We start from the raw sequence: 15,930 nt of genomic DNA, 5'->3' as shown, positions 1-15,930 counted from the left end.
TTCTATAATCCTGTATGAAAAATCATTATTTAATTATTGTTAAAATTTATTTAAAAGCTAAAATAATTTAACTTTTTATCTGTATTTCTATTCTAACACCATCAGGTATGGATATCCTCATTAATTGCCTTAAGGTTCTTTCGTCAGCATCCACATCCATCAGGCGTTTATGTACTCTCATTTCCCATCTATCCCACGTGGGAGAACCTTCTCCGTCCGGGCTCTTCCTCACAGGAACCTTGAGTTTTTTTGTAGGCAGTGGAACAGGTCCATGTATCTCTACCCCTGTTCTTTTTGCTATTGATTTGATTTCATCGCAGACAACGTCAACTATTTTGTTTTCTGTGCCACTCAGTGAAATCCTTGCTTTGTATGCCATATATCATCACGCTACAGTTGACTTTTCAAGGTCTATGCACTGACCGGCTGCAACGGTCATGCCCATATCCCTGATTGCGAACCTTCCCAGCTGTGGGAATTCAGATACTTTCTCTATTACAAGAGGCTTGTCCGGTATAACCTTTACCACGGCTATGTCCCCTGCCTTAATGAAATCGGGTTTGTCCTTCAATGTGGTTCCATCCTTAGGATTTATGGTTCTTATGATTTCGTCAAATCTGCATGCTATCTGTGCTGTATGGACATGGAATACTGGTTTGTATCCTGCAGCGATAACACTGGGATGCTGTAGAACCACTATCTGGGCTGTAAATGATTTTACAACGGTAGGTGGTGCAGATGAAGGCCCACAGACATCTCCTCTCTTCAGGTCATTCTTTGCTATTCCCCTTACGTTGAATCCTATGTTATCTCCTGGTTCTGCCTTTGGCATTGTTGTGTGGTGCTCCTCTATTGATTTAACCTCACCGGATTTGTTAGCAGGCATGAATGTTACCTTGTCGTTTATTTTTATGACTCCGGTTTCCACTCTTCCTACAGGGACTGTTCCTATTCCGGTAATGGAGTATACATCCTCAACAGGTATCCTGAGTGGTTTGTCTGTTGGTTTTGGCGGGACCTTAAGGTTGTTAAGTGCTTCCATAATTGTTGGGCCCTTCCACCAGGAAAGGTTTGCACTTGCCTTCATTATGTTGTCTCCCTTGTAACCGCTCATGGGTATGATCGGAACATCCTTGTAACCTATAGGTGCAAGAAGTTTTGTTACCTGATCCTTTACCTCGTTGAATCTCTTTTCACTGTATGGTGGCTGTGTTGAATCCATTTTGTTTATTGCCACAATGAGCTGGGGTACACCGAGTGTCCTTGCAAGGAAAGCATGCTCCCTTGTCTGTGCCATAACTCCTTCTCCCTCTCTGGCTGAGACTACAAGAACTGCGGCATCTGCCTGGCTTGTTCCTGTTATCATGTTTTTAACGAAGTCCCTGTGGCCCGGAGCATCAATAATTGTAAAGTAATATTTGTCAGTCTCGAATTTCCTGTGTGTAAGATCGATTGTAACTCCTCTTTCCCTTTCTTCCTTAAACCGGTCCATAACCCAGGCAAACTCGAATGTTGCCTTGCCCTTCTCCTCGGATTCCTTCTTGTACTCATCAATTATGTGCTGCGGTATTTCTCCGTGCTCAAACAATAGTCTGCCTACGAAGGTAGATTTTCCATGATCGACATGCCCTATTATAACTAAATTCAGATGTGGTAATTCTGCCATTTTCTTTCACCTTTAACCAGGATTAAATATCCTTTCTTTACCATATAATACTTTAATATTTAAATATCTTTCTTTATGTGTTACATATATCAGGAGGGAGTAACGTGACATAGTGTAACATTGACAGATGCCTTAACCTCCACATAAAGGCATATTGATAATAATAAATATATACTAATTTAAAATAAGGCTGTATGGATACCAAATTTAACATTATTTCAAAGGATAAAGATTCAATTAAACTGGAAATGATAAATTATGATAATACTCTCCTCAGGCCCCTGGCCGAAGAAATATTAAAAGATGACAAGGTTGTAGATTCTTATTATTATATAAAACATCCTGAGATCGACAATCCGCAGATATATGTAAAAGTAAGCACCGGAAAACCACAGGCTGCCATAAAGAGGACAATAAAAAGAATGAACAAGATTTATGAATCACTTTACTCGGACCTCGAAAAGGAACTTGAAAAATCAAGCCTGAAAAAAGAAAAAAATGAACAGTAAATACGTTCTTGAAATATCTGGGGAGAACATTGAAATTGCCCGGACAGAGATAGGGTATATAGAGCAGACATACCATAATTTTAATATAATTGAATGCAGGCAAAAATATGTGCTTGTTGAAGGGAATCCTGATAGGTTAAAGGATTCTGCCTTTGTGAATTTTATTTCGCAGGTTATTGAGGAAAACACAGACTACCAGAAATTTACTGGAACAGGAATACCGGATGGGCTATTTTATGTAAGAGTTTCGGGGACCCTGAAGGAAAAGGCAGAAAATCTGGAATCTGAAATAGGAAAACTTATCGGTGGCCCTGGAAGGGTATCTTTCAAAAATCCTGATTTCAGAATAAGGGCAGTATTGATGGATAAATGGTACCTCTGCATGGTGGTTTATGAAAGGAATAAAAAAGCCTTTGAGGAAAGGCGTGCCCCCATGAGGCCGTTTTTCTCACCTGTATCTCTTCATCCGAAATATGCCAGATATCTCGTAAATACTTCAGTTACAGTTGAGGGAGAAACTGTACTGGACCCTTTCTGCGGAACAGGGGGGATACTAATTGAGGCAGCAATGATCGGCAGGAAGATAATAGGCAATGATTCTTCACTTAACATGGTGATGGGGACAAAACTCAATTTCAAATATTTTAAAATTGAAGATTATACTGTTTACAACAGGGACATATCAGAACTTGACACGGGGTATCCTGTGGATGCAATAGTTACAGATATGCCGTACGGGAGGAGCTCTGGCATAGACAATCATGATATAATTGATCTATACAGGGAATCGTTCAAAAAATTCTATGAACTTTTGAAAAGCGGGCGGAGGTGTTCCATTATAATAAATAACATGGAATTCCTTGAATATGCAAAGGATTATTTTTCCATAGAAAATGTTGTGCCTGTGTACCAGCACAAATCACTGGTAAGGCAGTTTGTTGTCTTAAAAAGGATCAACTGACAGGTTTTACATAGATTCCTACATTTTCACCGGAAATATCCCAAACTTTGCCCTGTGGGTTGTTTGAAATTCTTATTTCTGTGCTGAGGGTTTCATTCTTTATCAGATCCATGAACTTTTCAACAGATTTCATAATATCCCCATCTGCATTTATCTCGGTAACAATGTTCTGTGAGTATTCAAGATCCAGGTCCTTTCTCATTATCTGAATTCTTCTTATGATTTCTCTTGCATATCCCGCCAGCATAAGATTTTCATCTATTTTCCTGTTTATATAAACAGATATGCCAGTTTTTTCATCGCCTGCGTATGCATAAGTTTCCAGTGGCTCTTCATGGACATCCAGGTATTCCGCTGTGAATTCATGGCCTTCATATGTTATTTTGCCCTTTGTTTTGAGTTCACTGTATAGATTTGTTTTTGACAGGTATTCTGTAAAATTGTTGGTATCTCCCCTTAATAAAGGTGCAACCTTTGAGAATACCGGTTTTATTGTTACCTTTACAGGTTTTTCGTCCTCTTTGATAAATTTGATTCTCTGTGAATTGAGTTCCGGTGATATTATATCAAGTATGGATTCTTCTATGTTCATGTCACTGTAAATTAGCACCTCACTTACAACCTGCCTTCCCTTTATATTAGATTCCTGCCTGGCCCTCCTGGAAAGCTCCATCACAGATATTGCATATTTGAATTCATTCTCCAGTTCTGTGTCTATATAATAGGTGTCAGGTTCAGGATATTTCTCAGAATGTACTGATCTTTCAGGCCCGGAAAGTTTCAGGTACATATATTCTGTGTAAAATGGTGCCAGTGGCGCGAGCATTTTTATAATGTTTATCAGTGTATAATAAAGGGTTTCGTATGCCTTTCTTTTGCTGTCGTCCAGATTTCCCTCCCAGAATCTTTTTCTTGAGAGTCTCAAATAGTAATTTGAAAAATCATTGATAAGGTCCATAAGGTTCCTGAGGGCTATATGCATATCGAATTCATCCATGTTCTTCCTAACATTTGCAATGGTAGAATTAAGCCGCGAAAGAATCCATTTATCCAGAAGGTTGTCCGGTGCCTCAAGCTTTTCAAATACGAACCCATCTAGATTTGCATTGGAGGCGAAAAACGAGTAGACATTGGACAGGGTGCCGAATACCTTCCTGCTTGTATCATTTATAAGTTTTTTGTCTATGGATTTTGAATTCCATGGTGCCCCGGTATAGAAGAACAGCCTGGCCGGATCAGCACCGTACATGGATATGAAATCATTTGCTGTAACGAAGTTGCCCTTGCTTTTGCTCATCTTCTGCCCATGCTCGTCCAGTATAAAGCTCATGGACATGACATTTTTATATGCATTCCTGCCGAAGAGCAATGAGGCAATTACATGCAGCGTGTAGAACCAGCCCCTTGTCTGGTCGATGGCCTCTGTTATAAAATCTACCGGTATGCTTTCCGTATTGAATTTTTTATTGAACGGGTAATGCATGGCCGCGTATGTTGCACTTCCCGAGTCGAACCATGTATCTATAACATATGGTTCCCTGGTCATGGATTCTGAGCATTCAGGGCATTTAAGCTTCACCTCATCTATGAATGGCCTGTGCAGGTCGTCCGGGACGGTTCCGCCATATTTCTCCAGATCGTCCCTGCTTCCTACTGCAAGGTAATGCCCATTGCTGCATTTCCATACCGGCAATGGGGTCCCCCAGTAACGGTTCCTGCTCAGGGCCCAATCCTTGGCGTCATCTAGAAAGTTCCCGAACCTTCCATACTTCAGGTATTCTGGATACCAGTTTACACGGTCATTGTTTTTCTTGAGCAAATCCCTTATGGTGGACACCTTTATGAACCAAGCATCCAGAGGATAGTACAGGAGCTTTGTTGAGCACCTGTAGCAGAATGGATATGTATGCTTTATTTTCTGGCTTTTGAATAGAAGCTTGTTTTCCTTTAGATAGCCTATGATTTCTGGATTTGCATCCATAACAAATTTTCCCTTCCATGGGACACGGGAATCAAATTTTCCTTCGGTATCCACCGGATTCACAAGCTCAATACCGTACTTTTTTGCTATGTCAAAGTCATCAGCACCGAATGCAGGGGCTGCGTGCACTATTCCTGTTCCGTCCTCTGCAGTTACGAAATCCCCTGTAACAACTTTAAGAGCGTTCTTGCCCACGCCCAGAAATGGCATGAGCTGCTCATATTCCAGCCCCTCCAGATCCTCGCCCCTGACCGTTTTAATTACAGTCGGGTTTTTGAAGAGTGAGCCAACCATGTCTGAAAGGAGATAATACTCATTTCCCTCAAAGGACACCAATGAATACTGGAAATCTTTGTTTACAACCAGAAGTTCATTTGATGGGAGTGTCCAGGGTGTTGTGGTCCATGCCAGCAGGTACCTGTTTGTGCTCCCCTTTATTCGGAATTTTACATAAACTGACGTATCGTCTGTGTTTTTATATCCCTGTGCAACCTCATGCGAGCTCAATGAGGTCCCACATCGGGGGCAGTATGGAACAATTTTATAGTCCTTTACAAGCATGCCCTCGTCGAACATTTTCTTGAGGGCGTACCATTCACTTTCCATATAATCATTTCTCAGGGTAACATAGGAATCCTTTTCATCTATCCAGTATCCTATTTCACTGTCTATTCTGTTCCATTCATCTATATATGTGAAAACACTGTTGCGGCAGTATTCATTGAACTTCTCTATGCCGAAACTTTCTATCTCCTTCTTTGTATTAAACCCGAAATGCTTCTCTGCCTCAAGTTCTACTGGCAAACCATGGCAGTCCCATCCACCGGTCCTTCTTCCTATGTCATAGCCTGACATGTATTTGTACCTCATTACTGTATCCTTTACAGTTCTGGTCATGAGGTGCCCAACATGTGGCCGCCCATTGGCAGTTGGTGGGCCCTCCAGAAATGTGTATTGCTTGAGCCCACGATCTTTATGTAATATATTTTCTATTATTTTATTATCCTGCCAGTATTTCCTGATTTCATTCTCGATATCAATTGATCCCTTATTTACATCTATATTCTGGTAAAAATCTTCAGTCATTAGCAGATTAGTAATAAAATGTATTTATTATTTTTTATAAATGCCGTAATATTAACTGAAAAAGCTTTGCCTCAATTTCTGTACTTACTGTAAGAATATATAAGATCAATCAGGCTTTTTTCCATTTTTTCATTTATTGTGCCATCATTTTTCTTTTTAATTATGTAATCCTTTGCGTCCTTTATCCCTTTCTTGGATGTTATTGAGTATATACTTCCCCTAACCGCCCCTCTAACACTATCGGGCAGTTCTTTCAGGATGGTTCCTAACATATAGTTGAACTCATCTTCCCGGCGCATGTCAAGTTTTTTGACGGCTTTTTCACCATTATTTTCCTTGTAATTCTTATTTACCCTGGTACCATACCTTTTGTATCTGTAATTGGACATTCAATTTTATAGGTTAAATTTATATTTAAGATTTGTTAATTTTTCTTTTGCCTGCTGAATTGTATAAACATTATATATCAGGAAAAAATATAGTTTAAGGTTTGATATTATGAAAATGCCAAAGCAAATAAAAACTTACTGTCCATATTGCAAAACACATACGGTACATGATGTTGAAAGAGTACGTAAAAGAAAGGCCAGCGAATTAAGGGCCGGGCAGAGGAGGTTCAGAAGGGTTACTTCTGGATATGGAGGTTTCCCAAGGCCCAGATACGAAGGAAGGGAAAAGCCAACCAAAAGAATTGCACTGAGATTGAAATGCACAGTATGCAAGAAATCGATAACACCGCCGACACAGAGGGCAAAGAAATTTGAAATAGTGGAGGCATGAATATGGCAGATGAGTTCAAAAAATTAAAGGATACAGGAAACAACTTCCTGAAAATAAAATGCAAGAGCTGTGGAAATGAGCAGATTGTTTATTCAAAGATATCCTCAGTTGTCGTTTGCAATATATGTGGTGCCACTATAGCCAAACCCACGGGGTCCACCCTCGCAACATCAGGGGAACTTGTGGAGAAGGTAAAATTATAGGTATATTATGACCAGAGAAATGCCTGAGGTTGGGGACCTTGTAGTCGTTACAGTAAAGGAGGTACAGAACTACGGAGCTATTGTACAGCTTGATGAATATCCCGGAGTTTCAGGGTTTATTCATATTGCCGAGGTTGCGACAGGCTGGATAAAGCATATAAAAGACTTTGTCAGGGTTAACCAGCGTACTGTGTGCAAGGTATTGAATGTAGACCCGAACAGAAGGCATGTTGACCTATCCCTGAAGAGGGTGAATGAACACCAGAAAAGGGAAAAGATAGAGGAATGGAAAAACGACCAGAAATCATATAAATTACTGGAAATAGTTGCAAAAGAGGCAAACATCAGTGATAACGGTAAGGTAAAAAACATAGAGAATTACCTTATATCTGAATATGGAAGTGTCTATGATGCCTTTTTTGAGGCTGCGTCTTCAAAGGATTTTATGAAAGACAGGGATGAGCCCTGGAAGGATGTTTTTATTAAAGTTTCAAAGGAAAATATATCCATACCCATGGTTAAGATAGGGGGTGAAATTGATATGTATTCACTTGCATCCAATGGAATAGAATTAATTAAAAATGCCCTGGATATAGAGGATGATGACAGTATAGAAATTACATATGCAGGTTCTCCAAGATATAGAATTTCTGTGGTAGATGAGGATTACAAATCCGCCGAGGAAAAACTGAAGAATGTTCTTGATACGGTTTCCACAAGATGCAAGAAAAACAATATATCTTATAGTTTTACCAGGGATGAACAATGAAGACACTTATAAGAAAATGCCCGCATTGTGGATTGTATACAATGAAGGATTTGTGCCCGGTGTGCAGCAGTAAAACAGTGATGGCCATTCCAATGAAATATTCACCATCAGATAAGTTCCAGAAGTACAGAATAAAATTGATAGAGGAGGATAACAGTGCAAAAAATAATGATTAAAACCTATGAAGAACCAGAGTTAAATTCCCCGGTATTCGTAGGAGGACTTCCGGGCATCGGAAATGTGGGAAAGATTACAGCAGATTATTTTATAGATAAACTAAAAATGAAAAAGATGGCAGATATATACTCAGAATTCCTGCCGCCACAGGTATTCATTTTTGATAATGTGATACACCTGGTAAGGGTATCTCTTTATTATAAAAAGACAGGCAAAAAAAACGACCTGATATTCCTGACAGGGGATTTCCAGGGAACAACGCAGGAAGGGCAGTATGAGCTGTCATATGCCATACTGGAATTACTCAAAAAGTACGATGTTTCCAGAGTTTACACACTGGGAGGATACAGTGTTGGAAAAATAGTAGAAAAACCCAGAGTGCTTGGGGCAGTAAGCGATAAAAAGCTCATAAAGCCTCTTGAGAAGAATGGTGTTGTCTTCCCTTCAGGAGAACCCAGTGGCGGGATAGTAGGATCTGCGGGACTTATACTTGGGCTTGGGACCGAAATGTTTTCAGTTCCCGGTGCATGTTTTATGGGTGAAACCTCAGGATATTTTGCGGATCCAAAAAGTGCCAGGGAAATAATAATGGTTCTCTCCAGGGTTTTAAAAACAAAGATTAACCTCAGCGACATTGACGAAAAAACTAAACAGCTTGAGGATATAACAGAGAAGATGAAACAGGAAGCCCAGAACAAAAACTCAAAAGAGGATCTTGGGTATTTCGGATGAATATCTTTCAAATGATGTATATGATAACAATATAAAGTAATTAATGAGGTACCTTGCCTCTTTTTACTATAAATTTAAATTATTCTTAATCGCCCTCTGTATTTACACAGGATATTGTACGAAAACCCTTTCTGATATTAATATCATTCGTAATAATTATCATAGTGTTAGCTTAAAATTGAGATTCGTAATATATTATATATTTTGATTGCATTACAATAACTGATGAAAGCCGAAGTTTTTAAGGCAGGCAATATCAAAAAACTCAAAAAAAATTTTAATGACATTAATGATTCTGAAAAACCTGTGTATGCAATGGTAATTAACCTATTCGATGCATTTCCAGAACGCATATCTGTTATAAAAGTTTACAGGGACAGTGACATAGACCTGAAAATAAGGATGGGGAATAAGGACTATAAATATATAAAAATCCTGACATCCAGTGATGGTATGTTTGAAATCATGAAACTCCCGCTTGACGAACGAAAAATAGGTAAAACCAGCCTTTACGATTTGATTCACAGGGACATGGATGAGGGAAATCAGCTTTCACGTGGAACAAGAAATGAAATACTGAAATACATAGATTTTAACAGAAACAGGAAGAAACTTCTTTACATACTGAATGACAGGGAGAACAACAGCCATTATATTATGAAGGAATCAACAATAAAAGATATAGTCCTGCATGATATTGAATACATGTATGCCAGGGATAGTTCCTACAGGGTTTACAACGGCACTGTGCCTGTTAAATTCATAAACGATTACTGGACTGGCTACCTGAAAAGGCGGAAGAAAACGGAAAAGGACGTGTGGAAATCATTGATTACCGGATGACTACATGGCAGCAGGGACCCATGAATTTTCCCGATCTGCAATGGCATTATAAAGGTTAACATCCAATACCAAAAATTATTAAAGTTATTGATTATACGCAATCATGGATTATGATGTTGATGTGGCAGTGATTGGTGGGGGCCTTGCCGGAATTTCAGCGGCAATTACCGCTGCAAATAAGGGCCTTTCTGTTATAGTTCTTGAACGGGGTGAGCATTCCGGGTCAAAGAACGTATCAGGTGGAAGGATGTATATTCATTCCCTGAAGAAACTTCTGGGTACAAAATTCAAAGATGCACCCCTTGAACTACCAATAAAGAAAGAGACATTTGAGATTTACACTGGAGAAAAGAAGATAAGTTTTTCATTCGAAAATAAGGAAACTGAAAACAGTTATTCTATACTGAGATCAAAGTTCGATGCATGGTTTGCATCAGAGGCGGAAAATCTGGGTGTTCCCATATCATACTCCACACTTGTTAGCGGTATTGACCACGAGGATGGGGGCCTTGTATTGAGAAGCGACAGGGGGGATATAAGAACGCCACTGGTGATAGAAAGTGACGGCGCTGCTGCATTTGCATCCCGGTACCTTGGACTTGTGAAGGAAAGAAAGTTTCCCATGCAGCCTGTTGAAAAAATTGAGGATAACCCGGATTTCATGCCAAAGCAGTTCATGGTGGGAATTAAGGAAATAATAGACAAAAAAACAGAGGAGGATTACGGGGAGGCCAGAACTATTCTGGGCCTTTCCGATGGCATAAAGGGTGGTGGCTTCTCCTATACAAATAAAGAAACAACCTCTATCGGGCTTACACTAAAGCTGGATTCACTGGAAAAGCATAAAGAGAAGGCTTTTAATATAATTGAGGACTTCAGGGAAAAACTTGGGATAGAGGGAAAACTGCTTGAATATTCTGCACATTTGATACCGTTTTACCGTTTTGACAGCCTGCCTCCCAGATATGCGGATAATTTAATGGTTACAGGGGATGCTGCAGGATTCCTGATCAATGATGGCTTCACCATCCGTGGCATGGATAATGCCATAGAATCCGGAAGGCTTGCAGGAGAGGCTGCTAAGAAGATATTCGATTCCGGCAACTACAGGGATACCTTCATCTATGAACAGATGCTGGAGGATAGCTTTATACTCAAGGATATGAAGGCAGCTTCAAGGATATCGACACTGTTCGGAAATGAGAGGACTTTTGATGCATACCCGAAAATGATGGCAGGAATCATGGAGAGAATGTTCTCTGTTACTGATGATCCCAGGGATAACATAAAAGATGTTATTCGTGGTGAGGTCAAAAAGAACGGTATCGGATACTATACCCTTATAGAAGATATGCTAAAGGTGATATGATGGATTTAATAAAACGTCTGGGATTAAATAAGAATGAGGTTGGCAACACCAGCCATATAACCGTAAATACGGATATATGCAAAACATGCGTGGACAAGCCATGCACAAAGGTATGCCCGGCAGGCACCTACGAAGAGGACAAGGAAAATGGAATAACTGTTCATTACGAGAGATGCCTGGAATGTGGTGCCGCACTGTATGCATGCCCATTCGGCGCGCTGGAATTTAAATATCCTGAGAAAGGCGTGAGCTATATATACGGATAAAATTACCTGCTCTTTTCACGACCTTTTATAATCTCTTTTTTGCAGCTGCAGGATGAAAAATCACAGGATTTTATTGCAAATTCAGGGCACAGATCCAGTTTATCTGGATTCCTGCTTTCTATGGCCTCCACTATTTCCCCTATGGCCTTACTGCATATGCCTATAATTTTGTCTGTATCAAAATGGATATCCCTTGCCACCACAATGTTGCCCAGCCTTGGGTAAACAGTTATCAAAGCCCCTTCTTTTCTGTTTCTCCTGGCACACATTATTGCGAGCTCAGAGTAATAGGTATCAGGAAACCTGCCTGGATACATGGAATTGTTAATTTTCAGTAGATATGGCATAATGGAGTTTTCGTCATACATATTTTTAATAATATACTTGTCGTCACCATACAGGGGAAGGGTTGAAACCCTGTTTATCTCTGAAATTTCACTTCCACTTGCGCTGAGAACCGACCCATTGATGGAATCTATGACGAAGAACTTGATATTGTTTTTTTCATAATATGATGATGGTATGGATGCGCCACTGTCGGAATTTCTGGAATCGCCTGTTATTTTATGATAATATTTTCTGGGATATATCAGATCATAAAACCTCAGATCAATATTTTTTGTATCCTCTGTGTACAGTGTTTCCAGGGTTGATTCCATTTCATGATCCTCTGCAACGGTTGCCACATTTTTTATCCATGCTGGATCTTCCGGCCTCAGGGAATGGCACATGCACACTCCCGCCTCTGAGAACTGGCATCCGTATCCGAAATATGAGCATCTTGGAAAATCGCTTATATCCCCATTTTCTATTCCCCTCTTTATAAGAGAAAACCTGAATACCATTTCATTTTCAACGGCTGCAGGGTCTCTGACAGATACGCGGTAAACATGGAATTTTCCCCCGGTGAAAAACACGAGAAAATTATCTGCTGTGAAATTCCTGTTCATGGCTGCATAGAACAGCAGCTGCTCCAGGTCGGATCTGTACACAGTGTATATGTTTTCCATGTTTACCCTGTCCACATTTTTTGTTTTGAATTCCACAATGGAATCGTAAATCATGAAATCCGCTCTCCCAACAACGTTTAATCCTATATGGGTTGCCGTAAGTATTACCTCTGACCCGGAAAATCCTGGCATCTGTTCAAACCACTGCCGGGCAAGGAAATGAATCTCCTCCCCATATTTCATTCTTGAATTGACGCTTTCTGGAACTGCGATATCGGGATATTTTCTTGAAAAATACGAATGAACAGGATTTATCAGATCCGTTACATAAAGGTAATCTGGAACGGTAAAGCTTTTTATCTTTATTCTATCCTCCAGTATCCTTGATATATAGGTATCATCCTCCTCACTTATGATTGAGGATTTTATAGCCTGTAAAAATGACATATTTATATATTGAAACCTGGTTAAATAAATTTTGTTTATTTCATGGCAGGGAAAACTTTTCTCCATGCTTTTTCAGCATTTTCAGTGCGGCTATGTCATTAAGTACTTCCAGGAGATTCACATCCTCCACATTCAGATTGTAGTTTTCACGCAATTTTTCACTTAAGGTGTTTACATCAACAGGCACATCCATGAACTTCTTTGAAAGGTTGTATGTATCCTCATAAACGTTCCAGGGGAATACGAACCATGCCCATTCTTCCTTGGAAAGCCCTTTTCCGTAATAATCAGGTGTATAGCTTGATCCGTTCACATAGAGCATGGATGTTGTCTTCAGTTCTGAGGGATTGAGCGATTTTATATAATTATATGAAAGCCTCATGCTCTCGCCGGTATCGGTTATATCATCAACTATTAGGACCTTCTTTCCAGACACATCATAATTCAATTTTTCCTTGAGAACAGCTTTTCCGTCCATGGTTGCAGTTACTCCCCAGTGCTCGGTTTTTATTGAAAGCAGGTCTTTCTTGAAAAGGTAATCTGCCACCATCCTTGCCGGGACTAATCCTCCTCGGGCAATGCCAACTATAATGTCGGGATTATAGCCATCCTTGACGATCATTTTCATTATTCCCTTTGTCCAGTCCTCTATGTCTTTCCATGAAACATATGTAGCTTTGAATTCCATCCTTATCTATGGATAAGTGGATATTGTTATTTTAATGTTCTTTAATGCATATTATTAAGCCTCCTGAGCCGTCTCAACCGAGCTCTTCCGCCTTCCTGCAAGTATTGTAGGGGAAATCGCAAAAGCAATAAGGACTATGACAACTGCTGGAATTATACCGTATATGGATTTCGTTATGCTGACGAAATCTGCACTGAGAACCACCGGTATGATGGCTACCCCTATGTTTGTGGCAACACTGTACATTGAGGTTGCAAAACCTGCCCTGGCAGGATCATCAACATAGTTTATTATGGAATTCAATGCCATGACCCAGAATGCATTTCCGAAAAATCCGAATATAAAGAAGGATGCCGTGATGATGGATGCAATATCTGTATACACCAGGGTATAGAGCAGTACAATCGCGAATATAAAGGAAACCAGGCCTGCCAGGACTGTACCGGATCTTATTAAGTGGTAGCGTTCAAAAAGGAATGGCAGTATGAGGGCACCCAGGGCTGATCCCATAAATTCAACACCACCCATAACACCGGATAGTTTCAGCAGGAATACACCTGTAAAATGGAATCCCAGTGCAGTGGCTGCTATATCACCGAATAATATGGATATTGAGGCCATGGAAAGCCCTATGTACCAGTTTTTGACCATGCCCGGCTTAAATGCACCCCTCAGTGATTTGCCACGGTATTTTTCCGGGTACTGGGGAAGGTAAACAAAGAGCCATATAGATGCAATTACTGTCAATGCCGCGGGAAATGCCATTATTCCTGCAAGCGAAAAGGCCAGGTATATATATGGGCCAAGGAGTGCTCCGGCTGACATTCCCAGGAAGAGAAAGCCTATGCTCAATCCTGTTATTGTGGCAGATCTTTTTTTATCCATGGATTCTGCTATGCTGCCAACCGGTGCAAGTGAAAATGGATATGCACTTGCAGCTATTATGGATAAAATAAGGAATTCTGAATAATCGGTTGCGAATATCCGTATGAATAGCCCTGCTATGGAGAATGCCATGGCAAGGTATATGGATGATTTTACCGTAAATTTGGCAGAAAGTACGCCGGCTACAAGCCCTATGATGGCCATTGTATACCCGTATACTGAAAGCACCAGCACTATTTCTGACAGTGACGCTGAGAGATGCGCCATAAGCTCCGGAATAACCGGCGAGAGGATGAACCACCCGAAACCTATTGTGAAAACAAAGAACCAGTATGGCACAAGTTTCTTCAAATTATCCATGACAATGTATGTCATTCACATAAATAAAAGTTTACGTTCATGGGCATTTATTTTCAACCTATCAGATATATTTAATAAGGACTAAATAATAAAATCCCATGGACTTTTCATTCAGCGATGAGCAGCAATTATTGAGAGAAAATACGGCAGAGTTTCTGGAAAAAAATCTGCAGCCTTTTGTCAGGTCTATAGATGACAATGGGGAAATCCCGGAAAACTTTTTCAAAAAAGCAGGTGAAAACGGCATTATATCCCCATTAATCAACGGAAAATACGGTGGGCCTGGACTTTCCTTCATGGATTCTGTAATAATATCAGAGGAAATTGCAAAGGTAGATACAAGCATGGCAACCTCTGTCTACTATTTGCTGAATACATCATGGGCATATATATTGCAGAAATACGGAAAGGAAGAACTGAAGGGCAGGCTGCTCCCGGATATTGCCAACGGAAATAGATTCATAGGGATTGCATCCACTGAGCCATCAGGAGGAAGCGATGTGGCAAACATAACCACAACCGGTGAAATAAAGGATGGGAAGGTAATTATCAACGGCGAGAAGATGTACATAAGTGGTGCAGTGGAAGCCAGAAAAAACGGTGGCGGGCATCTGACACTGGTTAAGACAGACAAAAGCAGGGGGCATAAGGGAATAACCATGGTATATGTCCCGGCAGATACTGAGGGTGTGGAGATAACAAAGCTGCAGAACATGGGAAGAATGGGCATATCAACTTCTGGAATCAAATATGATAATGTTGAAGTCCCTGAGGAGAACATAATAGGCAAAATAAACGAGGGGTTTTATTACTCCATGGACGGATTCAACCATGCAAGGATAATGGTGGCAGCGGCATGCAACGGCCTATCAGTAAAGATGCTTGATGAGGGTGTGAAATATATAAAGGAAAGGAGTGCATTCGGAAAGAAACTTGGCGACTTTGAGGCGATAGCCTTCGAGGCAGCGGACCTGAATACAGAAATTGAAATGGCATCACTGCTGAATTATAAATCAGCCTACATGGCAGATATGAATGACCCGGATTTTTATATATTCAGCTCAATGTCAAAGCTAACATCGCCGCAGATTGCAATGGATACTGTAAAAAAGGTAATGATGTGGTTCGGGGCATATGGATATACCAGGGATTCCGGCATAGAAAGAAGTGCCAGGGGCATATTTTCATACCTGGTCGGTGCGGAAGGGGCGTTGAATATAATGAAAATGATAATTTCACGTGCCATGCTTAAATAGCT

At 40.3% G+C, this 15,930-nt stretch carries 18 protein-coding genes; 11 read left to right on the top strand and 7 right to left on the bottom strand.

Features of this window, described 5'->3' with window-relative positions:
* Positions 1–67: 67 nt before the first annotated feature.
* Together rpsJ and tuf are read right to left on the bottom strand one after the other, a co-directional pair.
* Positions 68–379 (bottom strand): 30S ribosomal protein S10, encoded by a 312-nt coding sequence (gene rpsJ / locus RE471_RS02245; RefSeq protein ID WP_298275625.1) that lies wholly within the window; start codon positions 377–379, stop codon positions 68–70.
* A gap of 6 nt (positions 380–385) precedes the next feature.
* Positions 386–1,666 carry a translation elongation factor EF-1 subunit alpha gene (gene tuf, locus RE471_RS02240; protein ID WP_309215152.1) on the bottom strand — a complete coding sequence of 427 codons (1,281 nt, stop codon included), beginning with the start codon at positions 1,664–1,666 and terminating at the stop codon, positions 386–388.
* A gap of 194 nt (positions 1,667–1,860) precedes the next feature.
* Here tuf and RE471_RS02235 point away from each other — a divergent pair, with 194 nt between their 5' ends.
* On the top strand, positions 1,861–2,175 hold the full coding sequence (locus RE471_RS02235) for a DNA-directed RNA polymerase subunit L (RefSeq protein ID WP_309215151.1): 315 nt from the start codon (positions 1,861–1,863) through the stop codon (positions 2,173–2,175).
* A complete protein-coding gene (locus RE471_RS02230; RefSeq protein WP_309215150.1) occupies positions 2,165–3,136 on the top strand; it encodes a DNA methyltransferase in 972 nt (323 codons plus the stop codon). The genes RE471_RS02235 and RE471_RS02230 overlap by 11 nt, the downstream gene beginning before the upstream one ends.
* On the opposite strand, the gene ileS is transcribed toward RE471_RS02230, so the two are convergent.
* Both ileS and RE471_RS02220 read right to left on the bottom strand, forming a co-directional pair.
* Positions 3,129–6,203: an isoleucine--tRNA ligase gene (ileS, locus tag RE471_RS02225; RefSeq protein WP_309215149.1), complete on the bottom strand. Its 3,075-nt coding sequence runs from the start codon at positions 6,201–6,203 to the stop codon at positions 3,129–3,131. The genes RE471_RS02230 and ileS overlap by 8 nt on opposite strands.
* A gap of 71 nt (positions 6,204–6,274) precedes the next feature.
* Positions 6,275–6,592 (bottom strand): hypothetical protein, encoded by a 318-nt coding sequence (locus tag RE471_RS02220; protein WP_309215148.1) that lies wholly within the window; start codon positions 6,590–6,592, stop codon positions 6,275–6,277.
* Between the two features lie 109 nt (positions 6,593–6,701).
* On the opposite strand from RE471_RS02220, the gene RE471_RS02215 reads away from it, so the two are divergent.
* The 8 genes from RE471_RS02215 to RE471_RS02180 all read left to right on the top strand — a co-directional run bounded on the left by RE471_RS02215 (position 6,702) and on the right by RE471_RS02180 (position 11,342).
* A complete protein-coding gene (locus tag RE471_RS02215) occupies positions 6,702–6,983 on the top strand; it encodes a 50S ribosomal protein L44e (protein ID WP_309215147.1) in 282 nt (93 codons plus the stop codon).
* Positions 6,980–7,186 carry a 30S ribosomal protein S27e gene (locus tag RE471_RS02210; RefSeq protein ID WP_309215145.1) on the top strand — a complete coding sequence of 69 codons (207 nt, stop codon included), beginning with the start codon at positions 6,980–6,982 and terminating at the stop codon, positions 7,184–7,186. The genes RE471_RS02215 and RE471_RS02210 overlap by 4 nt, the downstream gene beginning before the upstream one ends.
* 7 nt (positions 7,187–7,193) lie before the next feature.
* Positions 7,194–7,955 (top strand): translation initiation factor IF-2 subunit alpha, encoded by a 762-nt coding sequence (locus RE471_RS02205; RefSeq protein WP_309215144.1) that lies wholly within the window; start codon positions 7,194–7,196, stop codon positions 7,953–7,955.
* Entirely contained in the window at positions 7,952–8,131 is a 180-nt protein-coding gene (locus tag RE471_RS02200; RefSeq protein WP_309215143.1) for an RNA-protein complex protein Nop10, read from the top strand. The genes RE471_RS02205 and RE471_RS02200 overlap by 4 nt, the downstream gene beginning before the upstream one ends.
* Positions 8,112–8,864: a proteasome assembly chaperone family protein gene (locus RE471_RS02195; RefSeq protein ID WP_309215142.1), complete on the top strand. Its 753-nt coding sequence runs from the start codon at positions 8,112–8,114 to the stop codon at positions 8,862–8,864. The genes RE471_RS02200 and RE471_RS02195 overlap by 20 nt, the downstream gene beginning before the upstream one ends.
* A gap of 225 nt (positions 8,865–9,089) precedes the next feature.
* Positions 9,090–9,707: a hypothetical protein gene (locus tag RE471_RS02190; RefSeq protein ID WP_309215141.1), complete on the top strand. Its 618-nt coding sequence runs from the start codon at positions 9,090–9,092 to the stop codon at positions 9,705–9,707.
* A gap of 103 nt (positions 9,708–9,810) precedes the next feature.
* A complete protein-coding gene (locus RE471_RS02185; RefSeq protein ID WP_309215140.1) occupies positions 9,811–11,076 on the top strand; it encodes an FAD-dependent oxidoreductase in 1,266 nt (421 codons plus the stop codon).
* Positions 11,073–11,342, top strand: a complete 270-nt coding sequence (locus RE471_RS02180) for a ferredoxin family protein (RefSeq protein ID WP_375379260.1) — start codon at positions 11,073–11,075, stop codon at positions 11,340–11,342. The genes RE471_RS02185 and RE471_RS02180 overlap by 4 nt, the downstream gene beginning before the upstream one ends.
* Before the next feature lie 2 nt (positions 11,343–11,344).
* Here RE471_RS02180 and RE471_RS02175 read toward each other — a convergent pair whose 3' ends face one another.
* The 3 genes from RE471_RS02175 to RE471_RS02165 are packed head-to-tail and all read right to left on the bottom strand — an operon-like array spanning position 11,345 to position 14,672.
* Positions 11,345–12,739 (bottom strand): hypothetical protein, encoded by a 1,395-nt coding sequence (locus RE471_RS02175; RefSeq protein WP_309215138.1) that lies wholly within the window; start codon positions 12,737–12,739, stop codon positions 11,345–11,347.
* 40 nt (positions 12,740–12,779) lie between these two features.
* Positions 12,780–13,427, bottom strand: a complete 648-nt coding sequence (locus RE471_RS02170) for a phosphoribosyltransferase (RefSeq protein WP_309215137.1) — start codon at positions 13,425–13,427, stop codon at positions 12,780–12,782.
* Positions 13,428–13,481: 54 nt separating this feature from the next.
* The gene (locus RE471_RS02165; protein WP_309215136.1) at positions 13,482–14,672 is read right to left on the bottom strand and encodes an MFS transporter; all 1,191 of its coding nucleotides are present in this window, start codon (positions 14,670–14,672) and stop codon (positions 13,482–13,484) included.
* A 98-nt stretch (positions 14,673–14,770) separates the two neighbouring features.
* Between RE471_RS02165 and RE471_RS02160 the strand changes: the two genes are divergently transcribed.
* The gene (locus RE471_RS02160) at positions 14,771–15,928 is read left to right on the top strand and encodes an acyl-CoA dehydrogenase family protein (RefSeq protein ID WP_309215135.1); all 1,158 of its coding nucleotides are present in this window, start codon (positions 14,771–14,773) and stop codon (positions 15,926–15,928) included.
* Positions 15,929–15,930: the final 2 nt, after the last annotated feature.

The sequence above is a fragment of the Ferroplasma sp. genome, from assembly GCF_031200575.1.
GTDB lineage: Archaea > Thermoplasmatota > Thermoplasmata > Thermoplasmatales > Thermoplasmataceae > Ferroplasma.
The sequence above is the reverse complement of the archived record's forward strand: the minus strand, read 5'-3'. Positions and strand labels throughout refer to the sequence as shown.